This is a genomic window from Pseudomonas graminis, assembly GCF_004364335.1.
Classification (GTDB): Bacteria; Pseudomonadota; Gammaproteobacteria; order Pseudomonadales; family Pseudomonadaceae; genus Aquipseudomonas; species Aquipseudomonas graminis_D.
On the sequence record NZ_SOCR01000010.1, the window covers coordinates 155,181 to 177,926 of the forward strand.

General features: G+C 60.0%; 19 protein-coding genes. 9 read left to right on the plus strand and 10 right to left on the minus strand.

Going from position 1 to position 22,746, the window contains the following annotated elements; all coding sequences use genetic code 11:
• Positions 1-17: 17 nt before the first annotated feature.
• Both EC919_RS19955 and EC919_RS27660 read right to left on the minus strand, forming a co-directional pair.
• Positions 18-497 carry an Lrp/AsnC family transcriptional regulator gene (locus EC919_RS19955; protein ID WP_074893299.1) on the minus strand — a complete coding sequence of 160 codons (480 nt, stop codon included), beginning with the start codon at positions 495-497 and terminating at the stop codon, positions 18-20.
• Between the two features lie 255 nt (positions 498-752).
• The gene (locus tag EC919_RS27660; protein ID WP_347876988.1) at positions 753-1,325 is read right to left on the minus strand and encodes a hypothetical protein; all 573 of its coding nucleotides are present in this window, start codon (positions 1,323-1,325) and stop codon (positions 753-755) included.
• 60 nt (positions 1,326-1,385) lie between these two features.
• Between EC919_RS27660 and EC919_RS27665 the strand changes: the two genes are divergently transcribed.
• Positions 1,386-2,120 carry a DUF6515 family protein gene (locus tag EC919_RS27665; protein WP_208295005.1) on the plus strand — a complete coding sequence of 245 codons (735 nt, stop codon included), beginning with the start codon at positions 1,386-1,388 and terminating at the stop codon, positions 2,118-2,120.
• A 321-nt stretch (positions 2,121-2,441) separates the two neighbouring features.
• On the opposite strand, the gene EC919_RS19965 is transcribed toward EC919_RS27665, so the two are convergent.
• Positions 2,442-3,347, minus strand: a complete 906-nt coding sequence (locus EC919_RS19965; protein ID WP_133776084.1) for a cation diffusion facilitator family transporter — start codon at positions 3,345-3,347, stop codon at positions 2,442-2,444.
• Between the two features lie 24 nt (positions 3,348-3,371).
• On the minus strand, positions 3,372-3,797 hold the full coding sequence (locus EC919_RS19970; protein WP_133776085.1) for a polyribonucleotide nucleotidyltransferase: 426 nt from the start codon (positions 3,795-3,797) through the stop codon (positions 3,372-3,374).
• A 145-nt stretch (positions 3,798-3,942) separates the two neighbouring features.
• Here EC919_RS19970 and hrpB point away from each other — a divergent pair, with 145 nt between their 5' ends.
• Positions 3,943-6,474 carry an ATP-dependent helicase HrpB gene (hrpB, locus tag EC919_RS19975; RefSeq protein ID WP_133776086.1) on the plus strand — a complete coding sequence of 844 codons (2,532 nt, stop codon included), beginning with the start codon at positions 3,943-3,945 and terminating at the stop codon, positions 6,472-6,474.
• Positions 6,475-6,955: 481 nt separating this feature from the next.
• The gene (locus EC919_RS19980; RefSeq protein WP_133776087.1) at positions 6,956-7,945 is read left to right on the plus strand and encodes a hypothetical protein; all 990 of its coding nucleotides are present in this window, start codon (positions 6,956-6,958) and stop codon (positions 7,943-7,945) included.
• Between the two features lie 113 nt (positions 7,946-8,058).
• Here EC919_RS19980 and EC919_RS19985 read toward each other — a convergent pair whose 3' ends face one another.
• Positions 8,059-9,153 carry an endonuclease/exonuclease/phosphatase family protein gene (locus EC919_RS19985; RefSeq protein WP_133776088.1) on the minus strand — a complete coding sequence of 365 codons (1,095 nt, stop codon included), beginning with the start codon at positions 9,151-9,153 and terminating at the stop codon, positions 8,059-8,061.
• A gap of 4 nt (positions 9,154-9,157) precedes the next feature.
• Positions 9,158-9,811: a YciC family protein gene (locus tag EC919_RS19990; protein ID WP_133776089.1), complete on the minus strand. Its 654-nt coding sequence runs from the start codon at positions 9,809-9,811 to the stop codon at positions 9,158-9,160.
• Positions 9,812-10,000: 189 nt separating this feature from the next.
• Here EC919_RS19990 and EC919_RS19995 point away from each other — a divergent pair, with 189 nt between their 5' ends.
• From EC919_RS19995 to EC919_RS20005, 3 genes are all read left to right on the plus strand, one after another.
• On the plus strand, positions 10,001-10,840 hold the full coding sequence (locus EC919_RS19995) for a DUF2076 domain-containing protein (RefSeq protein ID WP_133776090.1): 840 nt from the start codon (positions 10,001-10,003) through the stop codon (positions 10,838-10,840).
• A gap of 278 nt (positions 10,841-11,118) precedes the next feature.
• The gene (locus tag EC919_RS20000) at positions 11,119-11,598 is read left to right on the plus strand and encodes an NYN domain-containing protein (RefSeq protein ID WP_108121635.1); all 480 of its coding nucleotides are present in this window, start codon (positions 11,119-11,121) and stop codon (positions 11,596-11,598) included.
• A gap of 213 nt (positions 11,599-11,811) precedes the next feature.
• On the plus strand, positions 11,812-12,477 hold the full coding sequence (locus EC919_RS20005; RefSeq protein ID WP_133776091.1) for a 3'-5' exonuclease: 666 nt from the start codon (positions 11,812-11,814) through the stop codon (positions 12,475-12,477).
• Here the strand turns inward: EC919_RS20005 and EC919_RS20010 are convergent.
• Entirely contained in the window at positions 12,447-14,792 is a 2,346-nt protein-coding gene (locus EC919_RS20010; protein WP_133776092.1) for a DUF4214 domain-containing protein, read from the minus strand. The genes EC919_RS20005 and EC919_RS20010 overlap by 31 nt on opposite strands.
• A 521-nt stretch (positions 14,793-15,313) precedes the next feature.
• On the opposite strand from EC919_RS20010, the gene yedA reads away from it, so the two are divergent.
• A complete protein-coding gene (yedA, locus tag EC919_RS20015; RefSeq protein WP_133776093.1) occupies positions 15,314-16,213 on the plus strand; it encodes a drug/metabolite exporter YedA in 900 nt (299 codons plus the stop codon).
• Positions 16,214-16,273: 60 nt separating this feature from the next.
• On the plus strand, positions 16,274-17,611 hold the full coding sequence (locus EC919_RS20020) for a DEAD/DEAH box helicase (RefSeq protein WP_133776094.1): 1,338 nt from the start codon (positions 16,274-16,276) through the stop codon (positions 17,609-17,611).
• A gap of 371 nt (positions 17,612-17,982) precedes the next feature.
• Here EC919_RS20020 and EC919_RS20025 read toward each other — a convergent pair whose 3' ends face one another.
• The 3 genes from EC919_RS20025 to gmd all read right to left on the minus strand — a co-directional run bounded on the left by EC919_RS20025 (position 17,983) and on the right by gmd (position 21,167).
• On the minus strand, positions 17,983-19,104 hold the full coding sequence (locus tag EC919_RS20025) for a glycosyltransferase family 4 protein (RefSeq protein ID WP_133776095.1): 1,122 nt from the start codon (positions 19,102-19,104) through the stop codon (positions 17,983-17,985).
• A 135-nt stretch (positions 19,105-19,239) separates the two neighbouring features.
• Positions 19,240-20,136, minus strand: a complete 897-nt coding sequence (locus EC919_RS20030) for a GDP-mannose 4,6-dehydratase (protein WP_133776096.1) — start codon at positions 20,134-20,136, stop codon at positions 19,240-19,242.
• Positions 20,136-21,167, minus strand: coding sequence for a GDP-mannose 4,6-dehydratase (gmd, locus tag EC919_RS20035; RefSeq protein WP_133776097.1), 1,032 nt, complete (start codon positions 21,165-21,167; stop codon positions 20,136-20,138). The genes EC919_RS20030 and gmd overlap by 1 nt, the downstream gene beginning before the upstream one ends.
• A 579-nt stretch (positions 21,168-21,746) precedes the next feature.
• Between gmd and EC919_RS20040 the strand changes: the two genes are divergently transcribed.
• Positions 21,747-22,736 (plus strand): FAD-binding oxidoreductase, encoded by a 990-nt coding sequence (locus tag EC919_RS20040; RefSeq protein WP_133776098.1) that lies wholly within the window; start codon positions 21,747-21,749, stop codon positions 22,734-22,736.
• Positions 22,737-22,746: the final 10 nt, after the last annotated feature.

Below are 22,746 nucleotides of genomic sequence, written 5' to 3' on the forward strand. Positions count from 1 at the left end.
ATCTGCGCGGGTGCAGGTCAGCCGCGCAAATGCACCAGCGGCAGTTCGGTGCTCGCCAGCACCTGGTTGAGCACGAAGCTGGAGCGCACGCTGGTCACGCCGTCGATGCGGGTCAGATGGCCCAGCAGAAATTTCTGATAGTGATCCATGTCCGGGACGACAACTTTCAACTGGTAGTCGGCGTCGATACCGGTCACCAGGCTGCATTCCAGCACCTGCGGCAGGTTGCGGATGTGCTGCTCGAAATTCTCGAAGCGGTCGGGCGTGTGGCGGTCCATGCCGATCAGCACGTAAGCCGTCAGACTAAGGCCCAGCTTCTTGCGGTCCAGCAGCGCGACCTGGCCGACGATATAACCGTCGTCTTCCAGCTGTTTGACGCGACGCGAACAGGGCGAAGGCGACAGGCCAATGCGCTCGGCCAGCTCCTGATTGGAGATGCGCGCATCTTTTTGCAGTTCGGCCAAAATACTCAAGTCATATCTGTCGAGCTTGCTCACGATAAGCGCCTTTATTGAATGGATTGCGCAGGATTATTCATCTGAAGTGATTTATTGCGCAAGTGGTGTTTTCATCAGCAATATTCGCAATCCTGTGTCGTCCGCCAAAGCCTATTCTTTTAACCAGAATCACTGCCCGGACACAGCGTCCAGCGCGGCCCGCCGAATCAGGCCAGCCGCGGCCTCCAGCCCGACAGGGTTGATCAGGCCACCGGGCTACGCACTGTCCAGAAGACGATGCGAGGTGAGCCGACGTCAAAAGCGTCGAGCCAGGACGAAGCATTCCAGAGAGGGCCATTGGGCCCTCTTTTTTTGTGCCCGGCTTTTGGCCAGCACCGGAACGTGCGCTTCTATGGTTTCATCCGCCACGCTGATAGAGTGCGGCGAACGGCGCACCCGACTCGCAGTCCTATCAACAGGTATCCGCGCCCCAGTGAGGAAAGCATGAACATGCGCATCTGGCGTTTGGCAGGTGTCAGTCTCTTGGCCTTGAGCATCAGTGCTCAGGTGTTGGCCGACGACAACAACAATCAGCAGCAGCAGCAGCAACAACAGCAGCGCAATGAGCAGCAGCACCAACAGCAGCAACGTGGTTTCGAGATGCAGCGCCAGCAGCAGGAGAATCAGCGCGGCTTCAATGACAACCAGCAGCGTCAGCAGCAGCAGCAGCAGCAACGTCAGCAGCAGAATCAGCAACAACAGCAGCGCCAGCAGGAACAGGTGCAGCAACAGCGGCAGATTCAGCAGAACCAGCAGGAGCGCGCCAATCAGCAGCGCCAGCAGCAGGATCGCGAGCGCAATCAGCAACGCGATGATCAGCAGCAGCAACGCCAGCAACAACAGGATCAGCAACGACGTCAGCAAGAGCAGCAGCAACAACAGCGTCAGTTGCAGGACCGTCAGGGCGGCCTGCCCATTCAGGGTCGGCCGGACACGGTGGTTCAGACCCAGGAGCCTCGTCAGGGCTTCTACCGCGACCAGCCCCGAGACAACCGCTGGCGCGACGGCGACCGTCGTCCCGATAACGGTAACTGGCAGGCTGGTCGCCCCGGCGGTCATGGCGACGGCTGGGGTTCAGGCCCGCGCTATCGGCCGGGTTACGAGATTGATCGCATGCCGGGCGGGTATTCGCGGGTGCCGTATCGTGGCGGGGATTACTTTTACTCAGGCGGTTACTGGTATCGCCCGCAGGGCCCGCGTTATGTGGTCGTCGAGCCTCCACGTGGCGTTCGCGTCCGCTATTTGCCCGACTATGCGCAGCAGGTCTGGCTCGGCAGCGCCTTGTTCTTTGTTGCCGCCGGCACCTATTACACCTACGAGCAGAACACCCAGGAATACGTAGTCGCCGAGCCTCCGCAGAACGTCGAGCCAGTGTATTCGCCGCAGCAGCCGCAGCCTGTTCAGCAGGCCGCGAACCCCTATGACGTTGTCGCCTATCCGCCGCAAGGCAAGCCTCAACAGGAAATCGAACAGGACCGCTACGACTGCTACCGCTATGCCGTACAACAAAGCAATTTCGACCCGGCCGGCGCGGCGTATCAGCCCGCACCGGAGGTGCTGGGTGTGTACCAACAGGCGATGGCCAGTTGTTATGCAGGGCGGGGGTATAGCATTCAGCAGTAAGAGCGCGGGAGTGTGCCGCCTGACGCCTTCCTGGCTAAAGCCAGTCCCACTAAGTACTGCCGCGGGGCCAGCCTATGGGTCAGGGCGGGAGACATAATAATGCTGGCTGACGCGCATCCTGTAGGAGCGCGCTTGCCCGCGAAGGCGTTTGAACTGCGACAACTGTATTGCCTGATCAACCCGTTTCGCGGGCAAGCGCGCTCCTACAATGGCCCGCGTAAGACCGCACGTCGCTAGTGAAGCCAGTCCGCCAGCACGTGGGCGAGGCTTTTAAATAGGACCGGCTTCAGCCGGGAAGGCCTCTGTTAACTCGATACGTCTTCAATTCAAAACCGGTCCATCCCCGCGACCCACCACTTCCTGTGGGTCCGCGTGCACCAGCACTTCGGCTTTGGGGAATTCGTCCTGAATGGCCGCTTCCACCCGCTCGCACAAATCGTGGGCCACCGATAGCGTCAGCGTGCCCGGCAACTCCAGGTGCAGCTGCACAAACCAGTGATTGCCCGAAATCCGCGTGCGCAGGTCGTGGGCGCCCAGTACGCCCGGCACGGCCTGGGCCAGTTCGAGCATCTTGGCGCTGACATCCACAGGCAGCTCAGCGTCCATCAGCACCGACACCGTCTCCCGGGCAATGGAAATCGCGCTCCACAGAATGTAGAACGCGATCGCGAGACCAAAATAGGCGTCCAGTTGGGAGTAGCCGAAATAGGCCAGGCCCAGGGCCAGCATGATGCTGAAGTTGAGCAGCAGGTCAGAGCGGTAATGTAAAGAATCTGCGCGGATCGCCGCTGACCCCGTCGCTTTCACTACGCGGTGCTGCAACATTAGCAATGCGATCGTCAGGCCAATCGACAACACCATCACCAGCAAACCCAGGCCCGGATCGCCAAGGGGTTGCGGGTGCTGGATGCGGTCGACTGCCTGAAAACCGATCAAGAAGGCACTCACCGCAATGAACAGCGCCTGAGCCATGCCCGACAGCGCCTCGGCCTTGCCGTGGCCATAGCGATGATCGTCATCAGCCGGGCGCAACGCATAATGCACCGCCAGCAGATTGAGAAACGAGGCGGCGCCATCGAGCATCGAATCCGTCAGGCCGGCCAACAGACTGACCGATCCGCTGAGCCACCACGCCACTGCTTTGGCAACGATAAGAATGCTTGCCACAGCAAGCGATGCACGGGTTGCCAGACGCAATAAGCGGGCGTGTTCGGGACTGGTGCTCATGGCGCTTCCTTCAAATCATAAAGCTCAAGCGGACGGTGCAAGGCCCAGGGAGGCAAGTTGCTGGGTGCTGCCTTTGTGCTGGATCAGACGAGGGTCATCCAGTGGCAGCGTGCGGCCGAGCTCGGTTTGAATGATGGCCTGCAGCTTGGCGTTGTCGACCGTGCCGTCAGTGCGCACGGCAGGTTCAAGCTTTTGCGGATCGATCTGAGCGTGAGTGCCGCCTGGCAGGTAGATCGCGCCAGTGGCGAAGTCAACGCCGAACGCGATCACGCCGGGGATGATGTAGAACAACAGGCCGATGGCGTCGAGTATCACGATGGCCGGGTCCATTCGGCCGCTGCCTTGAATCTGGCCACGGCGCTCGGGGTAAAAAATACTGCCGCACGCGGTGAGCTGTGTCAGCAGCGTGGCAACCAGAACGCCGCCAATCAAACGGGATGGAATGCGCATGGGAATCTCCTCATAAGAAGTCGCAACTATACAAGGCAAATGCCTAATCAATAAGAGTATCCGTGGGGCAAGACAGTTCGTTTAGGGGATGAGCAAAAGCCGCATCGGCTCGCCGTATAATCGTCGCCCTGTTTCTGGAGGTCACATGAATTCTTTGCCCATCAATGCCGTTCTGCCCGCTCTGCGCCAGGCCCTTGCCGACCGGGACGAGGCCGTGCTCGAAGCGCCGCCCGGCGCGGGCAAGACCACCCGTGTGCCGCTGGCGCTTTTGCACGAATCCTGGCTGGCCGGGCAGACGATCCTGATGCTTGAGCCCCGGCGTCTGGCTGCTCGCGCTGCTGCTGAAAGATTGGCAAGCGAGTTGGGGGAAGGCGTCGGCGAGACGGTGGGTTACCGGATTCGTCTGGACAGCAAAGTCGGCCCCGATACCCGCATTGAAGTGGTCACCGAAGGCATCCTCACCCGGCGCTTGCAGGAAGACCCTTCGCTGGAAGGTGTCGGGCTGCTGATTTTCGACGAATTTCATGAAAGGAGCCTCGACGCCGATCTCGCGCTGGCCCTGAGCCTCAACGGTCGCGCGCTGTTTCGAGACGACCAGCCGCTGAAGATTTTGCTGATGTCGGCGACGCTCGAAGGCGCGCGGTTGTCGAGCTTGCTCAACGACGCGCCGGTCATCAGCAGCGAAGGGCGCATGTTCCCGGTGTCGATGCAGTGGGGGCGGCCGTTTCAGCCGGGGGAGTTCATCGAGCCCCGCGTCGTGCAGACGGTCCTCGATGCGCTGGGCAATGAGTCCGGCAGCGTGCTGGTTTTCCTGCCGGGGCAGGCCGAGATCCGTCGGGTCAATCAACAGTTGATCGAGGCCGTCGGCGATCGCAGCGACGTGCTGCTTTGCCCGCTGCATGGTGAGCTCGACCTGAGCGCCCAGCGCGCGGCGATCGAACCCGCGCCCAAGGGCAAGCGTAAAGTCGTGCTGGCCACCAACATCGCCGAGACCAGCCTGACTATCGACGGCGTGCGGGTCGTCATCGATGCGGGGCTGGCGCGGGTGCCGCGTTTCGATCCCGGCAGCGGCATGACGCGCCTCGACACGCAGCGCATCTCCCGGGCCAGTGCCACCCAGCGGGCGGGTCGGGCAGGGCGGCTTGAGCCGGGCGTGTGTTATCGGTTGTGGTCCGAGGCGCAGCACGATCAATTGGCGGCCTACGGCGCGGCGGAGATTCATCAGGCCGATCTTGCCGGCCTGGCCTTGCAACTGGCGCGTTGGGGTGTCGAACCGGCGCAGCTGACGTGGCTGGACCTGCCGCCTGCCGCCGCTTATGCCCAGGCGCAGGACCTGCTGGCGCGGCTGGGCGCGCTGACGCGCAAGCCGGGCGAAGACTGGAAACTCACGCCCCACGGCCAGTCAATGGCGCAGGTGCCCGCGCACCCACGCATCGCCCATTTGCTGTTGCGCGGTCATGAACTGGGTCTGGGGCCACTGGCGTGCGACGTCGCAGCATTGCTCGGCGAGCGCGACATTTTACGCGGCGCCGGTGCCGATCTGCACAGCCGACTGACATTACTGGCGGGCGCAGAACGCGCAGCGAAAGGCGCGCAGGGCGGCGTGCAGCGAGCGCGGCAGTTGTCCCGCCAATATCGCGGGTATCTGAGGGGCACGGCGCGCAAACCGGTCGTCGATCCTGATCACCCGCGCTGGCTCGGCGCACTGCTGGCGCTGGCCTATCCCGATCGCGTTGCACAACAACGCCGTGCTGGCGGCGCGGAGTATCGACTCGCCAACGGCCGCGCCGCGTTGTTCGCCGAGCCAGACGCGTTGATGAAACAGCCGTGGCTGGTGGTGGCCGATCTGGGCAGCCGCCAGGGCCAGCGCGAAGAGCGCATCTATCTGGCCGCCGAGTTCGATCCCGACCTGTTCAACACAGTGCTCGCCGAACAGGTGACGCAGTTCGATCAACTGGACTGGGACGAGCGCGAGGGCGTGTTCCGCGCCGAACGTCAGCGCAAGGCCGGGGAGCTGATCATCAGCCGCGAGCCGCTCACCGGGCTGGACGATTCAGCAAGGGGTCAGGCGCTGCTGGCGCTGGTCCGGCGCAAGGGCTTGGAGCTGCTGCCTTGGACACCGGAACTGCGCCAGTGGCAGGCGCGAGTCGGTCTGCTGCGTCAGATGGATCTGCAAAAGCTCAGCGAAAGCGAGTGGCCTGATGTGAGCAACGATGGGTTGCTGACGACGCTGGAGCACTGGCTGCTGCCGTATTTGGGCAAGGTCACGCGACTGAGCCACTTTGGCAATCTGGACCTGTCATCGATCCTCCACAACCTGCTGCCATGGCCCTTGCCCCAGCGGCTGGACGAGTTAGCGCCGCACCACCTGACCGTGCCGTCGGGTTCATCGGTGCGCCTGGATTACAGCGAATCCCCGCCCATTCTGGCGGTGCGCCTGCAGGAACTCTTCGGCCTGGCCGACACCCCGCGCATCGCCAACGGCCGGCAGATCGTCAAGTTGCACCTCCTGTCCCCCGCCCGCCGCCCGGTGCAAGTCACCCAAGACCTCGCCAACTTCTGGCGCAGCACCTATGCCGAGGTGAAGAAGGATTTGAAGGGCCGCTACCCGAAGCACTATTGGCCGGATGATCCGTTGATTGCCGAACCGACTGCGCGGGTGAAGCCGAGGAAGTGATTCTGGAAGTCTGCCCATATCAATACTTAATGTTTTAACGTGTTAACAACAAAGCTCATGGTTGTTAACGGACCGATGCAAAACCTTTCGGTATTTCGTTATTAGCTTTTGAATGTGGGTTAATAGTTTTAGGCAGAAAAATGGCGTCATGCTTTTGAGCAATGATCATGTCGCCAGTTTGAAAGGCAGTTGACCGAATGCATGTTGATAGTTGGCGCCAATAAAAAAGGAGTGTTTATTTCGCCTGTCGACTGGCGAAGCGCGGTAACTCGTATATAACTAGCGAGAGCCCCAATCTGTTGGGGGCTAATAACAGGCAGCATTCGAGGCCTTGTCCGCAGGGCCCTCCGACCATTCGTTGCTGCAACGGCATACGTACCGCACATTCGTCCCTGATATTGAAGCTGATGCCGCAGCACAGATTTTTCGGGCAATTCTCGATGATCAACGCCGACAATTCTTTTAAAAAGGATGATTTTCCATGCACGCACGTAAAGCACTTCTGTCCCTCGCGGTCCTGGCTGCACTGTCTGGATCCGCCCTGGCAGACTCCAGCACCGTGAATACCACCCAGGACGGCACAAGTAATAGCCTGAACGCCGAGCAGCGAGGCGCGACCCAGTCGACGGTCAATATTAATCAGACGGGGACCCGGAACGGCGCAGGCGCCCTTCAGAGTGCGACCTACAGCACTCTGAGCATCAAGCAGGATGGTTTCTATAACTTCACTTCGGCCAAGCAGGCCGGAAACAACAACACGGCAAGCGTGACGCAAAAGGGCGGCGGTAGTTCGCTGCCTCAAGTCGCGGAGCTGGACCAGTCCGGTAGCTACAGTACCGCCACTATCGCCCAGGATAACAACAACCGCACAAGCGCCAGCATTACTCAAGGCGGAGGGAGCTATAACGCAGCGGGTCTTTACCAGGCAAGTAACAGTACCATCGTAGGGGGCGGCATTACCCAATCGGGCAGCTACAACGTTGGCAACCTTACACAACAAAATAACAACAACACGGTGACCGGCTCTGTTATACAGGCGGGCAACGGCAACACAGGTACAGTTTCGCAGCAGCACAACTCGAATCGGGTGTCGGCCATTCTGCAGCAGAACGGCAACAGCAACACCGGCTCCATTCAGCAAACCAACACTCAACTGGCCTCCGCCAACATGCTGCAGAGTGGTAACTTCAACACCGCCACCCTGTATCAGACCGGCGACGGGCTGAAAGGTGATGTCCAACAGCGCGGTAACAACAACTTTTCGTCGAGTACGCAGAGCGGCACCTTTAACGAAGAAACCTTGCTACAGACCGGCAACAACAACCGCGCGGTGGTTAGCCAGACCGGCCTGGGCGGCGCTGTGTCGGGCACCACTAATCTGGTCGGTGTCACTCAGACCGGCAATAACATGGTCGCCAACGTCAGCCAGACGGGCGGCGGCGGCAACACCGCCACCATCTACCAACATTAAGATGCCTTACCCCGCCGATGTCCCGGCGGGGTTTCTTGGCGCGAGAGGGCCTTCCACAAGACTCAGTTTGAACGTGCCGCACGATGGAACGTGAACGTGGGTGACCTGTGTATTTACTCGCCCCCCATGGGCACCTTCAACCGTGCAATCACCGGCATGTGATCAGAGATCAAAAGCGTATCCGCCTGCCTCACCCGCGCCTCGACCCGCTTCAGCTTCGGGCTGTAAAACAGAAAATCCTGCGTCCGGTCCGGGCCGCTGATGCTCGGGTCATTGGGGAAGCGGGTGTACCACGTGCGACGATCCTCACCAGTCACGTCGTCATTGCTCGGGATCATCGGGAAGCTTTCCCACAAATCCCGAAGCTCACTCTCTGCCGCAAACGGCGCGCGCTGTTGGACGGGTAGCCGCTGATATTGCCCCTGTGGCAGCAGATTGAAATCTCCGCCGGTTATCCACAGCGTGCCGTTCTGTTCGAAGGTCTGTAGCAACTGACGAACCGACGCCACTTGCCGCTTTCGCACGTCGCCGCCCGACTCGGCATCGCTCAGGTGCGTATTGGTCACCGCCAGACGTCGGCCATCGCTCAGTGGCAGGTAACTGACGAGCAGCGCAGGCTGAGGCTGAAACAGTCGGCTGATGAAATGGCCGGACGGCGAGGGCAGGTGCAGGCGCTCAGCGCTGTCCATTTGGTAGCGACTGAGTGTTGCCAGTTTGCGGCCGACGCTGCCGAAGATGTGCCGATCCGGCACGAAGTCGGACTTCCAGTCAAACGCCTCGCTGCTGCAGGGGTACAGATCGGCGACGCGCGCCTGGAGCAGGGCGAGTTGATTGCCGTAGTCGGTGTTCTTCGCGCCGTCGTCGACTTCCTGTAGCAAGACGACGTCTGGCTGCTCGTCGCGAATGACCCGCGCCACTTCATCAAGATTGTAGGCCAGGTCTTCCGGGGTCGGGCGCTCGTCAGGGCCGCTGCCGTCGGGCAGGTCGTACCAGAAGACGTAACGTTTGCCGGCCAGGTACTGAATGTTCCATGTCATCACCTTGAGCGTCTGACCCGGCGCCAATACCGGTGGCTTTCCGTCCATCGCGTTACAGGACACGGCCGCATTCTCGTGCCGGGCAGGGTGCCAGGTCATGTCATAAAGCAGTATCACGAACAGCCCGGCACCTACCGCGAGGTAAAGCAGATACCGCGTCGGACGTGGCATCTTCTTAGACCGACCGCGCGGGTGGGTCGATGAGCATGAACAACCGGAACATCGTCACGCTGATAAGCAGCTGCAAGAAGCTGGAAACACTGTCCACGGCGATCGACAGGATTGGGCTTTGCTGGTCTGGCAGCACGTAATAACTCAGCGCCTCAAGCAGCGACAGCGGGATATAAATGCACACCACGCAGACGAATATCCGCACCGCATGGCCCTGGGTCATTCTGAAGCTTTCGCGCATCGCCTCCAGCGGCCCCATCCCGCGCAACACCAGCAAGTATTCCGACAGCTGCAGTTTGATCATCACCCACACGCCCGGCAGGATGAACAGCGACATGCCGGCCATGATCAGCAGCATGCTCAGCGCCGTCAGCACCGCGAAGGTAGGCCACATGCGCAACGCGAGGGCCCACAGGTTGGATTTGACCGGTTCTTCGCCCCGGGTTTTGGCGTCCATAAAAAGGATCAGCGCGCCGGTGTACAGCGGGTAGAAAAGCAGACTGATCAACAGTTGCGAGACCCCGGTGCTTTGCCCGAGGCCGATGAGCTGTTTGGTCAGGGCCTCCAGCACCACCAGCGGCAGGCACAGCGTAAGAATGCTGCCGAAGTTGCGTCGGAAGAAGTAAAACGAGTCTTGCAGAAGGGTCAGCGGATTCATGAACGGATCACAGGGATAAGCAGGCCGACACTGTAACGTAGCGCCGCAGAACCGGCCAACCGGCGGCCGCAGAACGGCCTTCTTAACTTTTTTTACATCCTATTGAAACGCCCTTGAACAGCCCCATTACTGGATGTGTGTGAGCAATGGCTCACAACAGAATTCCTACGGCAATCTAACGAGGTCGCCATGAACAGCGAAGAACAAACCCTGATCGACGGCTTGTTTGGCAAGCTCAAGCAAGCAGAAACCGAATCGGCCCCCCGTGATGCGCAGGCCGAAGCGCTGATCAAGGAGCACCTGACTCGCCAGCCCGCCGCGCCTTATTACATGGCGCAGTCGATTCTGGTGCAGGAAGTCGCGATCAAGCAGCTGGAGGCCCAGAGCCGTCAGCGCGACGAGCAGATTCAACAGCTACAGGCCGAACTGGAGCGCGCAAAATCAGCGGCGCCTGCCCCGTCCGGCAGTGGCGGCGGGTTTCTGTCGAGCATCTTCGGCGGCGGTTCGCGCGAGCCACAGGCTCAGCAGCCGGCTTCGTCGTTCTCCCGTCCGTCGAACCCGCAGCCTTCCTCGGGCGGCTGGCGTGAAAGTGGCACTGCTAACCCGCCGCCTTATAACGCGCCGCAGCAGAACTACGCTCAGCCACCGCAAAACTATGCTCAGCCGCAACAGGCACCGGCGGCGCCAGTCGGCAGTGGTTTCCTCGGCGGCGCATTGAAAACCGCAGCGGGCGTGGCCGGTGGCGTGATGCTGGCGGAAGGCATCAGCAGTCTGTTCCACCACAACAGCCAACCGCAGGAAGTCGTCGAGATCATCAAGGAGGAGCCGGCCCAGCCTGCCGCCGAACATGATCAGGGCGGCAGCGGCGGTTGGGGTGATGACCAGCAGCGCGTCACTGGAAACGACAGCACCGGCAACGACAATACCGGCAATGACAGCTGGGGCAGTGATTCAAATGGCTTTGCCGATACCGATTACGGCAGCGACACCGGCGGTGGCATGTTTGACGACGACGATTCGTTCGTCTGACAGCGTAGCTGCACGCTCCACGCCACTGTAGGAGCGCGCTTGCCCGCGAAAACTCGTTCAGACGATAGAGATGTATCGGATGTATCAACGTCTTCGCGGGCAAGCGCGCTCCTACAGGGGTATTTGAAACATCAGGACCGTGGGGTGTCAGCCGTCCGCGTCTTCGCACGGCAATCACCCCCAACACCCAATCCTTCAATCCCCTCCCCAAACTGGCATACTGAGCGCCGGTCCGGTTTTCGGGCCCTTGTCGCTTGTCAGCGCATCGAGGAATTTGGGTGAGAAGAATCGCGGTCTTCGCCGACGTGCAGAATCTGTATTACACAGTGCGTCAGGCTCACGGTTGTCACTTCAATTACGCGGCCCTGTGGGCTGATATCAGCCAGCGCGGACAGATCGTCGAGGCGTATGCGTATGCCATCGACCGTGGCGACAGCAAGCAGCAGCAATTCCAGCAGATCCTGCGCAACCTCGGTTTCACCGTCAAACTCAAACCCTACATCCAGCGCAGCGACGGCTCGGCCAAAGGCGACTGGGACGTGGGCATCACCATCGACATCATGGACGTTGCGCCGAATGTCGATGAAGTCGTGCTGGCGTCAGGTGATGGCGACTTTGACCTTTTACTGGAACGCATCATCAGCAAGCATGGCGTCGAAGCGATTGCCTACGGCGTGCCGGGGTTGACCGCCAATTCACTGATCCGCGCGGCGAGTCGTTATGTGCCGATCGAGGGCGGGTTGCTGCTCAAGACCTGATGCAACGCAGGCTTTCCTGGCGCTGCAAAACGGTAGGAGCCGGCTTGCTGGCGAACCCGGTCCCTCAGATAAACAGTTGCCGACTGACCCACCGCGTTCGCCACCGTCGTAACCTCCGGCAGCTCCTACAGTTGCCCTTTGCAATACCCGAGGCGGCATCCGCGCACCGCTACTCCTTAAAATGCAAAACCAGCTACTTCTGAAGGCCACTCCATGCAGGAACGCATCGCCGTCATCGACTTCGAAACCACCGGCATTTCCCCCGGCATCCACTGCCGCGCCACGGAAATCGCCGTGGTGATCGTGGAGCAGGGCGTTATCGTCGAGCGTTATCAAAGCCTGATGAACGCCGGCGTGCGCATCCCGTCTTTCATCGAGTCCCTGACCGGCATCAGCAACAGCATGCTGCGCACCGCGCCGCCGGCTGACCGCGTCATGAACGAAGTCGCCGAGTTCGTCGGCCTGACGCCGCTGGTGGCGCACAACGCCTCGTTCGACCAAAAGTTCTGGGACTTCGAGCTGTCGCGCATCAAGCGCAATCGCGTGCAGAGCTTCGCCTGCTCCATGCTGCTGGCGCGACGCCTCCTGCCACACGCGCCGAACCACAAGCTCGGCACCCTCACCAGCTGGGCCGGCTTGCCCCACACCGGCAAGGCTCACCGGGCCATGGCCGATGCCGAAATGGCCGCGAACCTTACGCTGCACCTGGGCCACCAACTGCGCGACACCCATGGGCTCGACGGCGTTTCCCACCAATTGCTGTGCACGCTGCAAAAAGTCCCGGCCAAGAAGATTGCCGATGCCATCAGCAAGCATCGGGGCTCTAGCCAGTCTTTGGTGCAGGTGGCTCAAACCCAATCAGCATGCCCTACCAGGTGAATGAAGCCGGCATCGCCTTGAGTCAGTGCAGCAGACTCCGGGGAGTTGGCGATACTGAAGGCGACCTGCCCACGGCTTGTGCCGCCTTCCAGCGTTTGGACCCAATAGGCAACGCCGTTAACGTCGCCGCCTCGGTCCAGGACGTTGTGATACAGATTTTCGACAAAGGCTGCGTTGCTGCCATCGGGCAGGCGTTGGGTAAATTCGGCAGATTGCACAAAGCCATCCGCGAGCTGGGCACCGGTTTCGCCTGCGGCGCTGTGAGACAGCCAGAACTTCAGGCCTTCGGTATCGGGAGCACGACCCAGAATGGTATACAGACGACCAATGTTTGCCTGCGCCGAGTCGAGAACGAACAGTTCGCGATCTGCGAAATCGAGCACATTGAAGCCACTCAGTTCGAATTTCGCTGCAGCTCCCGAGGAGCGACTGACTGACAGCGTGTCGGTGTCGAGCGCGTTGATCGTGTAGGCGGATGCAGCGTCGTTGAAAATAAAGGTGTCGATACCGGCGTTGCCCGCCAGATGCGAAGCCGCATTGCCGTCAAGTCTGACTTCCTGCTCACTGATCTGATCGTCGCCAGCCGTGCCGGTGGCCACGCCCTTGCCCACCACCATATCCAGACTGTTCCAGGCGTTGTGTGCCACGATCCTGATGTAGCCTGTCTCGCCCTCCGAGAGGTCATGGCTCTCGCGCGAATTCAGAAAGCCATCAATGACCGCTGTTCGGCTCAAACCTTGCTGCTGCAGCGTGTTCCAGTACGCCACACCTGAGTCATCGCCTGTGCGATGCAGTACGGTCTGATAGAGATCAACTACAAAGTCCCGACTACCAAGCCCGTTGTAGCGCTGCATCGCTTCAGCGGAATTCAGAAAGGCATCGCGAATCGCTGCATCCGAACTGCCCATCGCCTGCTGTGTCAGCCAGTAATTCAAGCCCTGATAATCGGGCGTCCGACCGAACAGTGAGTAGAGCCTGGCAATGTCAGCCTGATCCTCGGTGAGCGCAATGTGATGAAGATCCATGCCAAAGCTCAACGAAACAGTGGCGTCACTCTCGGCGTTGAAGGCGCCATATCGGCTGCGAAAAGCCATGAGCAGTTCGTCAAGATTGGCGTTGCGGTCCATGAACTCCAACTTTTCGACGCTTGAAAGCGTGTCCACATCGGACGTTTGCGCGTCATGAACGCTGAGGCTGGCACCACTCGCAAGCGCGGCATCGTAGTTTGCAAAGTAGCGGGCACCTGCTTCGGCATACGAGGCGGTATCGATGCCGTTGCCGCCATTGAGCATGTCCGAGCCCGCCCCACCCATCAGCCGATCGTTGCCATCGCCGCCAAACAACTGGTCATTGCCAGCGTTGCCATTGAGGAAGTTGTCACTGGCGTTGCCGATCAGCGTATCCGCGCCTGCACCGGTGATGGCGTTCTCGATAACCGTGCCGCGCGCGATTGCGATGTTCGATACACCGCCGTACAGGCTGGAAAAAGCTTCACTTCTCAGATCGACCGTTTGAGCGCCGGCATAGGTGCTGACGTTGATCGTGTCGTTGCCGCCCGAATCATAGATCGTCCCCTCCAGGCCGGGGGTGAAGTCGGTTACGGTGTTGATGTTGAAACCGTAGGTATTGTCACCCGTGCGGGTAACGGCGGTGCCGTACAGTGACTGGATGGCTACGATGTCCGCCAGCATAGGGGTAGCGACATAGCCGAAAGAGGCATTGGAATAGGTATTCTCGTTCTGACTGAAGTAGGACATCACCGAATACTTCCAGCTGTCCTCTTGATAGAAGGCATCGTTGGGGAAGGTTGCGCTCCCGTTGTAATTGCCCGCATGGCCCAACCCCAGCGCGTGGCCAATTTCATGAATGTAGGTTTGCTGATAATACAAACCGTATTTCACCCAGTCGGAAGCGATGTTGACGGTGCTGTCAGAGGTGATGCTGCCTGCATAATTGGAGCTGCTGTACGCACCGCTTTTGTTTTCGCTGAAATTGATCGCAGCGGCAGCGGTGGTTTCCACAAATTTTAGGCCGCTGACATTGGTCCAGGTTTGCAGCGCATATCGAGCTACAACCTGAGCGCTTGTGCTCAAGCTTGCCAGGTTGACAGTGAGCGACCCACCGGCGTGCACGTCAAAGTGGTGCTGGGAACCGCCATAGGCGTCGTGCCAATAGCCATCAGTCAGGTAGTTGGCTTGCTGATCAAGCGTCAGGTGCCCAAGCGTCGCTTGGCTGGTGGCTGTCTGTTGGCTCACACCCTGGCCGGTCGCTCCGTCAGTCCAGAGTTGGGTGAGTGCATCGCACATCGAACACATGTAGAAGCTCCGCGGCAAGGCATGCCTGGCCAAGTCAATGACGCAATAATCGGGTATGGATCGGTGATGAGTTCAATCCGCTGGGCCAGGTTTGAAAGCTGGCTACATGACCTTCACGCGCGTTTGACCCGCCTTCATCTTCACGATGGCGTGGCTCTTCGAGAAGGTACGGCAGGGCACGGTCGAAGACTCGCGATGCCCATTCCTGATGAAGTTGTCGGCATGCTTTCTGGCGACTGAAGGCGGTTTTTCCTGGAGCCGATGAAATACCGCTGGGAGAGGTTGGAGGAAGGCGATGGCTGGGCAGGCGTCGTCGGCAGGCTGCCCGCCGGGCTGTCACGGCGCCTAACGCTTACTGCGTACTTGCATTCCCCGACCATCTTGCCGCTCCCACGTCAGCGGCTGCGAACACCTCGCCAGCAAAAGTGTATGGGTCGAATAAACCACATTTGTAACTGACGCCGGCGGCCCTGAGATTTCTAGAATCAGTCCCACAATAAACGACTGTACTAGAGCCCTTCATGCCTGCCGCCCGCCGTTTTCCCCTGCTGCTCATCGGGGCCTTTTTCGCGCTTTATGTGATCTGGGGCTCAACCTATCTGGCCATCCGCATCGGTATCGAAACCTGGCCTCCGCTGATGATGGCCGGGGTGCGCTTCACCACCGCCGGCTCCATTCTGTTTGCCTTCATGCGCTTTCGTGGCGCACCGATGCCAACCTGGAAACAGTGGAAATCCGCAGGGATGATCGGCTTTCTTCTACTCGCGTGCGGCAATGGTGGCGTGACCCTGGCAGAGCACGCAGGCGTTGCCTCCGGCGTCGCCGCATTGGCGGTGGCCGTGGTGCCGCTGTTCACGTTGTTGTTCGGCCTGATCTGGGGCCATCGCAACACCGGGCTAGAGTGGGCCGGCATCCTGCTCGGCCTTGTCGGTATCTCCTTGCTCAACCTCGGCTCGAACCTGCAGGCCAGCCCCATGGGCGCCGCGCTGGTGATCTTCGCCGCCGCAACCTGGGCGTTCGGTTCGGTGTGGAGCCGCTACCTGCCATTGCCCGCCGGACCGATGGCCAGCGGCTGCGAAATGTTGGTGGCCGGCGCGGTGCTGTTGCTCGGCAGCTTCGTGAGCGGCGAGCGCATGACCCAATCCCCCGGCCTGTCCGGTTGGCTGGTGATGGCGTATCTGGTGGTGTTCGGCTCCATCGTCGCGTTCAGCTCCTACATGTACCTGCTGAAGAACGTGCGGCCCGCCGCCGCGACCAGCTATTGCTACGTCAACCCGGCGGTGGCGGTGTTGCTGGGTGTGCTGTTCGCCGGCGAACACATCGGTTGGGCGGAAGGTGCGGCGATGGCGGTGATCATCAGCGCCGTCGTGCTCATCGGCCTGCCGCAGTGGCGCAAGCAGAAGCCGTTGCAGAAAGGGTAAACTGCGCGCCATTGTCTTCTACAGACTCTTGTGCGCTGACCTTTTTCCAACGGTACTGAAATGACATTCGCCTCCCTCGGCCTGATCGAACCCCTGCTGCGTGCCCTCGAAACACTGGGCTACCAGACTCCCACCCCCGTTCAGGCCCAGGCGATTCCGCCCGTGCTCGAAGGCCGCGACCTCATGGCCGCCGCCCAAACCGGCACCGGCAAGACCGCAGGTTTCGCGCTGCCATTGCTGCAACGCCTGACCATGGAAGGCCCGAAAGTCGCCGCCAACTCCGTGCGCGCGCTGGTGCTGGTGCCGACCCGCGAACTGGCCGAGCAGGTTCACGAAGCCATTGCGCAATACGCCGAGCACCTGCCGCTGACCACCTACGCGGCTTACGGCGGCGTCAGCATCAACCCGCAAATGATGAAGCTGCGCCGAGGCGTTGACGTGCTGGTCGCCACTCCAGGTCGTTTGCTCGATCTGTATCGCCAGAACGCCGTGAAGTTCTCCCAGCTGCAGACCCTCATCCTCGACGAAGCCGATCGCATGCTTGACCTCGGTTTCTCCGAAGAGCTGCGTGACATCTACGCCGCACTGCCGAAGCGCCGCCAGACCCTGCTGTTCTCCGCGACTTTCTCCGATGCGATCCGCGCGCTGGCCGGGCAGATGCTCGACAACCCGCTGACCATCGAAGTCAGTCCGCGCAACGTCGCGGCCTCGTCGGTCAAGCAGTGGATCGTCACCGTCGACAAGAAGCGCAAGAGCGAGCTGTTCATTCATCTGTTCAAAAAGCATCGCTGGGGTCAGGTGCTGGTGTTTGCGAAAACCCGCGTCGGCGTCGACCAGTTGGTGGAGCGCCTGCAAGGTTTGAGTCTCAACGCAGACGGTATTCACGGCGACAAACCTCAGGCCACTCGCCAGCGCGCGCTGGACCGGTTCAAGAGCGGTGACGTGCAGATCCTCGTCGCCACCGATGTGGCGGCTCGCGGTCTAGATATTGATGACCTGCCGACTGTGGTTAACCTCGACCTGCCGATCGTTGCCGAAGACTACATCCACCGCATTGGCCGCACCGGTCGCGCGGGCCAGACCGGTGAAGCGATCTCCCTGGTGTGCGCGGACGAAGTCGACCTGCTCAGCGCCATCGAAATGCTCACCCGCCAGACCCTGCAGCGCCGCGAGGAGCCTGACTTCATTCCAGAACACCGCGTACCGGCCACCGATGCGACCGGGCAGGTTTTGAAAAAGCCGAAAAAGCCGAAGAAACCAAAAAGCGGTGGCGGAGGCGGCAAACGCAATCTGGGCAAGTGGGTGGAGAGCGGGGAAGCGGCGGCAGACGTTCCAGCGGTCAAGCCAGTGCGCAAAGTACCTGTGTTCAACACTGGCCCGCGCAAGCGTAAGCCGTAAGAAGAACGGCGGCAGAGTCCGGGCAGAGTCATCACTGCCCGAACGGCGCAGTCTATTGGCAGCGCAATCCAGTGTAGGAGCGCCCGGGGTGGCGCTCCACCTTGCCCGCGAAAACTCTCCCGGCCAACCCAGCAACAACTGACACAGCGCACAAATTGTAGGAGCCGGCTTGCTGGCGAATGCGTCAAGTCAGTCGACATTTTCGTAGCTGCCCCATCGCGTTCGCCAGCAAGCCGGCTGCCACAGATTGAGCGCACCACACACATTTCCCGTCCGGCGCAATCCATTGTAGGAGCGCCCGGGTGGCGCTCCACCTTGCCCGCGAAAAGTCTCTCGGCCAACCCATGGACAGCTGACACACTCAAAAGGACCTAACGCCTGCTCAGCACATCCTGATAAAGATCTGCATACCCCTGCACCATCTTCTGCGCCGTAAACATCGACTCAAACCTCTGCACCGCCTTCAACCCCATCTGCTTCGCTCGCTCTCTGTCGTTCCACAGCATATTCATCGCGGCCGCCAACGCATCCGGATCCCGTGGCGGGACAACCAGCCCCGTCTCGTCTGCAATGTTGATGAAGGTGGTGCCAGTGCCCATCTCGCACGAGATCATAGGCTTGCCGTACATCGCCGCCTCCAGCAGCGAAATGCCGAAAGACTCCGAACGCTGGTGCGACGGGAAGACAAACGCCTCACAAAGCATCAGCAGCGCGTTCTTGTCCTCATCCGGCAGGCTGCCCACAAACACGACATTGTCGAGCCCGAGCTCCTTGGCTTTCGCCTTGAGCTCCAGCTCCTGATGCCCGCCGCCCATGATCACCACCGGCAGGCGATTCTTGTGCGCCGCTTCAAGCAGGAAATCCAGCCCCTTGTAGTAGCGCAGCGCACCGACAAACAGAAAAAAGCGTTCGCCTAATTGCTGCTTCCAGTGCTCGAGTTTCGCCTGAGACGGGGCAGGGTAGGTGGCCCGATCAAGGCCAAACGGAATGATCTCGACCTTATCCCTGAACCGGGTCAGCACCTCACTGCTGGCGGCGTAATTGGGCGAAGAAACGACAATCCGATCAACACTGCCGAGAAAACGATTCATCAGCGGCGCATACAGCTTGAGCAGCGTCTTCTGCTTGATGATGTCCGAGTGGTAACTCACTACCGTCGGCTTTTTGATCTGCGCGGCAAAGTGCGCGATGTCCATGTACGGCCACGGGAAGTGGTAATGCACGATGTCAGCTTCGCTTGCGAGCTCTTTGAAGTCCCGAATGCCTGACAGGGAAAAGCCCGTCGACGCGACGTACAGATCCTGTTTGGAGCGGTGCGCGATGTGATTGCCCACTGTCTCGTTGCGCGCCGCGCCTTTTGTGCTCAGCGACAGCACCTGGGACTCGATCCCGTGGGCCTGGCAACCCTGTGCGAGTTGGAAGATGACTTGCTCGACGCCACCGCCCTTGCTTTCCGGGAAGTAGGTCTTGAAGAAGTGCAAAACTTTGGTCATCAGGATTCTCTGACGAAACGATAACGTCCGCTGTTCTCGCGATAGGTGCGTTGCGGGCAGAGCGGGGATGTGTGGAGCGGAGAATAAAGGAAAACCCGAAGCGCCTCACAGCGCTTCGGGTTGGGTACTGCGGCGTTACGCGTCGGCCAGCATCCAGCCAAGCGTTTCGCTCAGCTCGGGAGTCTGCCAGCCCGGGACCAGCGACTTCAGCTTGCTGTTGTCGCCGCACAAGGTCTTGACCTCGTTGGCCCGCACGAAGGCAGGGTTCACTTCGACGCTAAGGTCGTGGCCGGTGATGGTGCGACACATGTCGATCACTTCACGCAGCGAGTGAGTCTTGCCTGAACTGACGTTCACGTACTGACCGAACGGCTTGGCTTCCAGCAGCCCACGGTAAGCGGCCACCAGCGAACGGACGTCGCTGAAATCGCGCCAGACGTCCAGGTTGCCCAGCTCGATCTTCTCGGCCTTCTCGCGGAAGTGCTTGACGATTTTGGGCAGCAGGAAGTTTTCCGCCTGCCCCACGCCGGTGTAGTTGAACGGGCGCGCGATGATGATCGGCAACAGTCCGAACCACAGACTGGCCATGTACTCCATGGCCAGCTTGCTGACGGCGTAATCGTTGGCGGGCGCCGGCCTGGTGCTTTCATCAAGCAACCCTTCCGACGCATTGCCATACACGTTGGCACTGCTGGCGAGCAAAACGCTTTCCGGCGCCTTGCCGCAGTTGGCGATGGCTTCGAGCAGGTTGCGCGTACCAATCAGATTGACCTGGTAAAACGCATCCGCCGCGCCATGCCCGACAAATGCCAACGCCGCGAGATGAACGACGATGTCCGGCTGAAGGTCCGCCAGCAGCTTGCTCAGGCCCACCAGATCGGTGAGATCGGCCTGATAATAATTGGCTTCATCGGACGGATTGCTGCCCAGGCCAACGACCTCGCAGCCCTGGGCTGTGAGCTCGGCCGCCATGTAGCGCCCCGTAAATCCATGAATACCCGTTATCAGCGCTCGCTTGCCGGCGATACTCATCAGAACGAGAACCCTTTTTCGTTACGACGCAGGTCCGCTTCGACCATCATGCGGCACAGCTCTTCCAGATTGGTCTTAGGCTCCCAGCCCAGGACTTCCTTGGCTTTGGCCGGGTTACCGATCAACAGCTCAACTTCGGTCGGGCGGTAGAACTTCGGATTGACCGAAACCAGGACCTTGCCAGTGGCAGCGCAGGTGCCTTTCTCTTCTTCCGCTTCGCCACTCCAGTTGATGGTGATGCCGACGGCCTTGAATGCCATGGCGACGAAGTCACGGACAGTTTCAGTGCGGTTAGTGGCCAGGACGAAAGTGTCCGGCTCATCAGCCTGCAGCATGCGCCACATGCCTTCGACGTACTCTTTGGCAAAGCCCCAGTCGCGCTTGGCGTCCATGTTGCCCAGTACCAGCGAGTCCTGCAGACCCAGCTTGATCTTGGCAACGGTGTCAGTGATTTTGCGTGTTACGAACTCACGGCCGCGCAGTGGCGACTCGTGGTTGAACAGAATACCGCTGGTCGCAAAAATACCGTACGACTCGCGATAGTTGATGGTCATCCAGTGAGCGTACAGCTTGGCGACGCCGTAAGGGCTGCGCGGGTAGAACGGCGTGTCTTCAACCTGAGGAATGGCCTGAACCTTACCGAACATCTCGGAAGTCGACGCCTGGTAGAAGCGGACTTTCGGGTTAACGATACGGATGGCCTCCAGCAGATTCACAGCGCCCAGGCCGGTGATTTCGGCGGTGGTGATTGGCTGTTCGAAGGAAACGCCCACGAAGCTCTGCGCGGCGAGGTTGTACACCTCGGTGGCTTCAGTGGACTGCAGCAGGCGGATGCTGGCCGACAGGTCGGTCAGGTCGTACTCGACCAGGTGCAGGTTTGGATTGTTCTGGATGCCCAGTTCTTCGATCCGCCAGAAATTGACAGAACTGGTACGACGATAGGTGCCGTAGACGGTGTAGCCCTTGCCAAGCAGCAGTTCAGCCAGGTAGGCGCCGTCTTGACCAGTGATGCCGGTAACAATTGCTTTCATGCGGGGATCAAGCTCCGTTGGTAATTATGTATTGGTGGCGAAGAGCCGGCAGCGTTGCAGCGACCGCTGGCGCGCGCGAATTGTTTGCCGGGAAATATACACGGAACTGGCAATAGGCTCGATAGGCGCCCGCTAAAACTGTTCTCTAAAGTTCGGGACGCAGCACTGAATCCTCTTACAAGGGTTGTGCCAACTACGAACGAGGGTTGTGCTAACTACGTAAGAGCACCGCAAACGACGCCATCAGGCTCGCGCCCCAACTACCTTAGCCTGTCGGCGATCCTTAACGCGCGGTGCCTGCATGGGCGGCGTGAGTTTCCGCCCAAGGGCCATCCCCGACAGGAACCGCCTCGCAAAATCCTGCACTAAACCGGGCACCAGAGTGTAAACTCCGTCCCCCGAAGCAACTTCAGATGCGCTCAATACGCGCGCGGTACTTCACGCCTCGCCCTGTACGGTGTGGTCCTGGAGCATCTTCCGCCCGCCGCTTTTGTTATGTTCGTCGTCCGAAGTCTTTTTCACAGGCGTTGCCAGACGTTAACTTCTGCAGCCTTTCAGTATTTAGAATCCGGTAACCCCATGGTTTCAGTAAAGCTCCACAGTGGGCAGACATTCAGTGCCGAGCCTGGCGTCTCGTTGCTGGACAGCGCAAAAGCTGCCGGCATCACGCTTGAGTACAGCTGTCGCACGGGTCGTTGCGGCGTGTGCAAAACCACGGTGCTCAGCGGTGACACTGAGGCCCTCAAAGGAGAGGCGTCACTGACCGCGGAGGAGATGGCCGCAGGAATGATTCTGACCTGCTGTCGCCGTGCGATAACCGATGTGGAGATAGACGCCGAGGATATCGGTGCGCTGGGTGACATCGAAGTCAAAACCCTCCCTTGCCGGATTGACACGATTACTCATCTTGCGGACAACGTAGTTGAAGTCATCCTGCGCGTCCCCCCTGCCAGCAAGCTTCATTACCTGCCTGGTCAGTATCTGGACGTGATCGGGGCGGGCGGCTTGCGTCGCAGTTATTCCATTGCCAATGCCCAGCGCACCGATGGCAAGCTGGAACTCCAGATCCGGCAAGTCGAGCACGGCTCGATGTCCCGTTACTGGTTCGGCGACGCCAAACCCAATGACCTCCTGCGCCTGGAAGGCCCGCTGGGTACATTCTGTCTGCGTGACAAGAGCGCTAGCACTCTGATTTTTCTCGCTACCGGTACTGGCATTGCGCCGGTCAAGGCGATGCTCGAGCAGTTACAGGCCAATCCGGAGCTGGCGGCGGGCAAGAAAATCTTCATCTATTGGGGTGGGCGCAGCCTTACCGATATCTACTGGGCACCTCATCTTGAGGGCCTGAACGCGGTATTTATTCCTGTGCTCTCACGGCCGGATGCGCAATGGCAGGGCCGAACTGGTTACGTCCAGACCGCTCTGCTTGATGATGGGATCGAACTTGATCATGCAGTGGTGTATGCCTGCGGATCGGAAAGCATGATCCATTCCGCGCGTGAAGCTCTGAATAGTGCCGGGTTGCCTGTCAAACACTTTTACTCCGATGCATTCGTGAGTTCGAACTAACAAGGAGCGG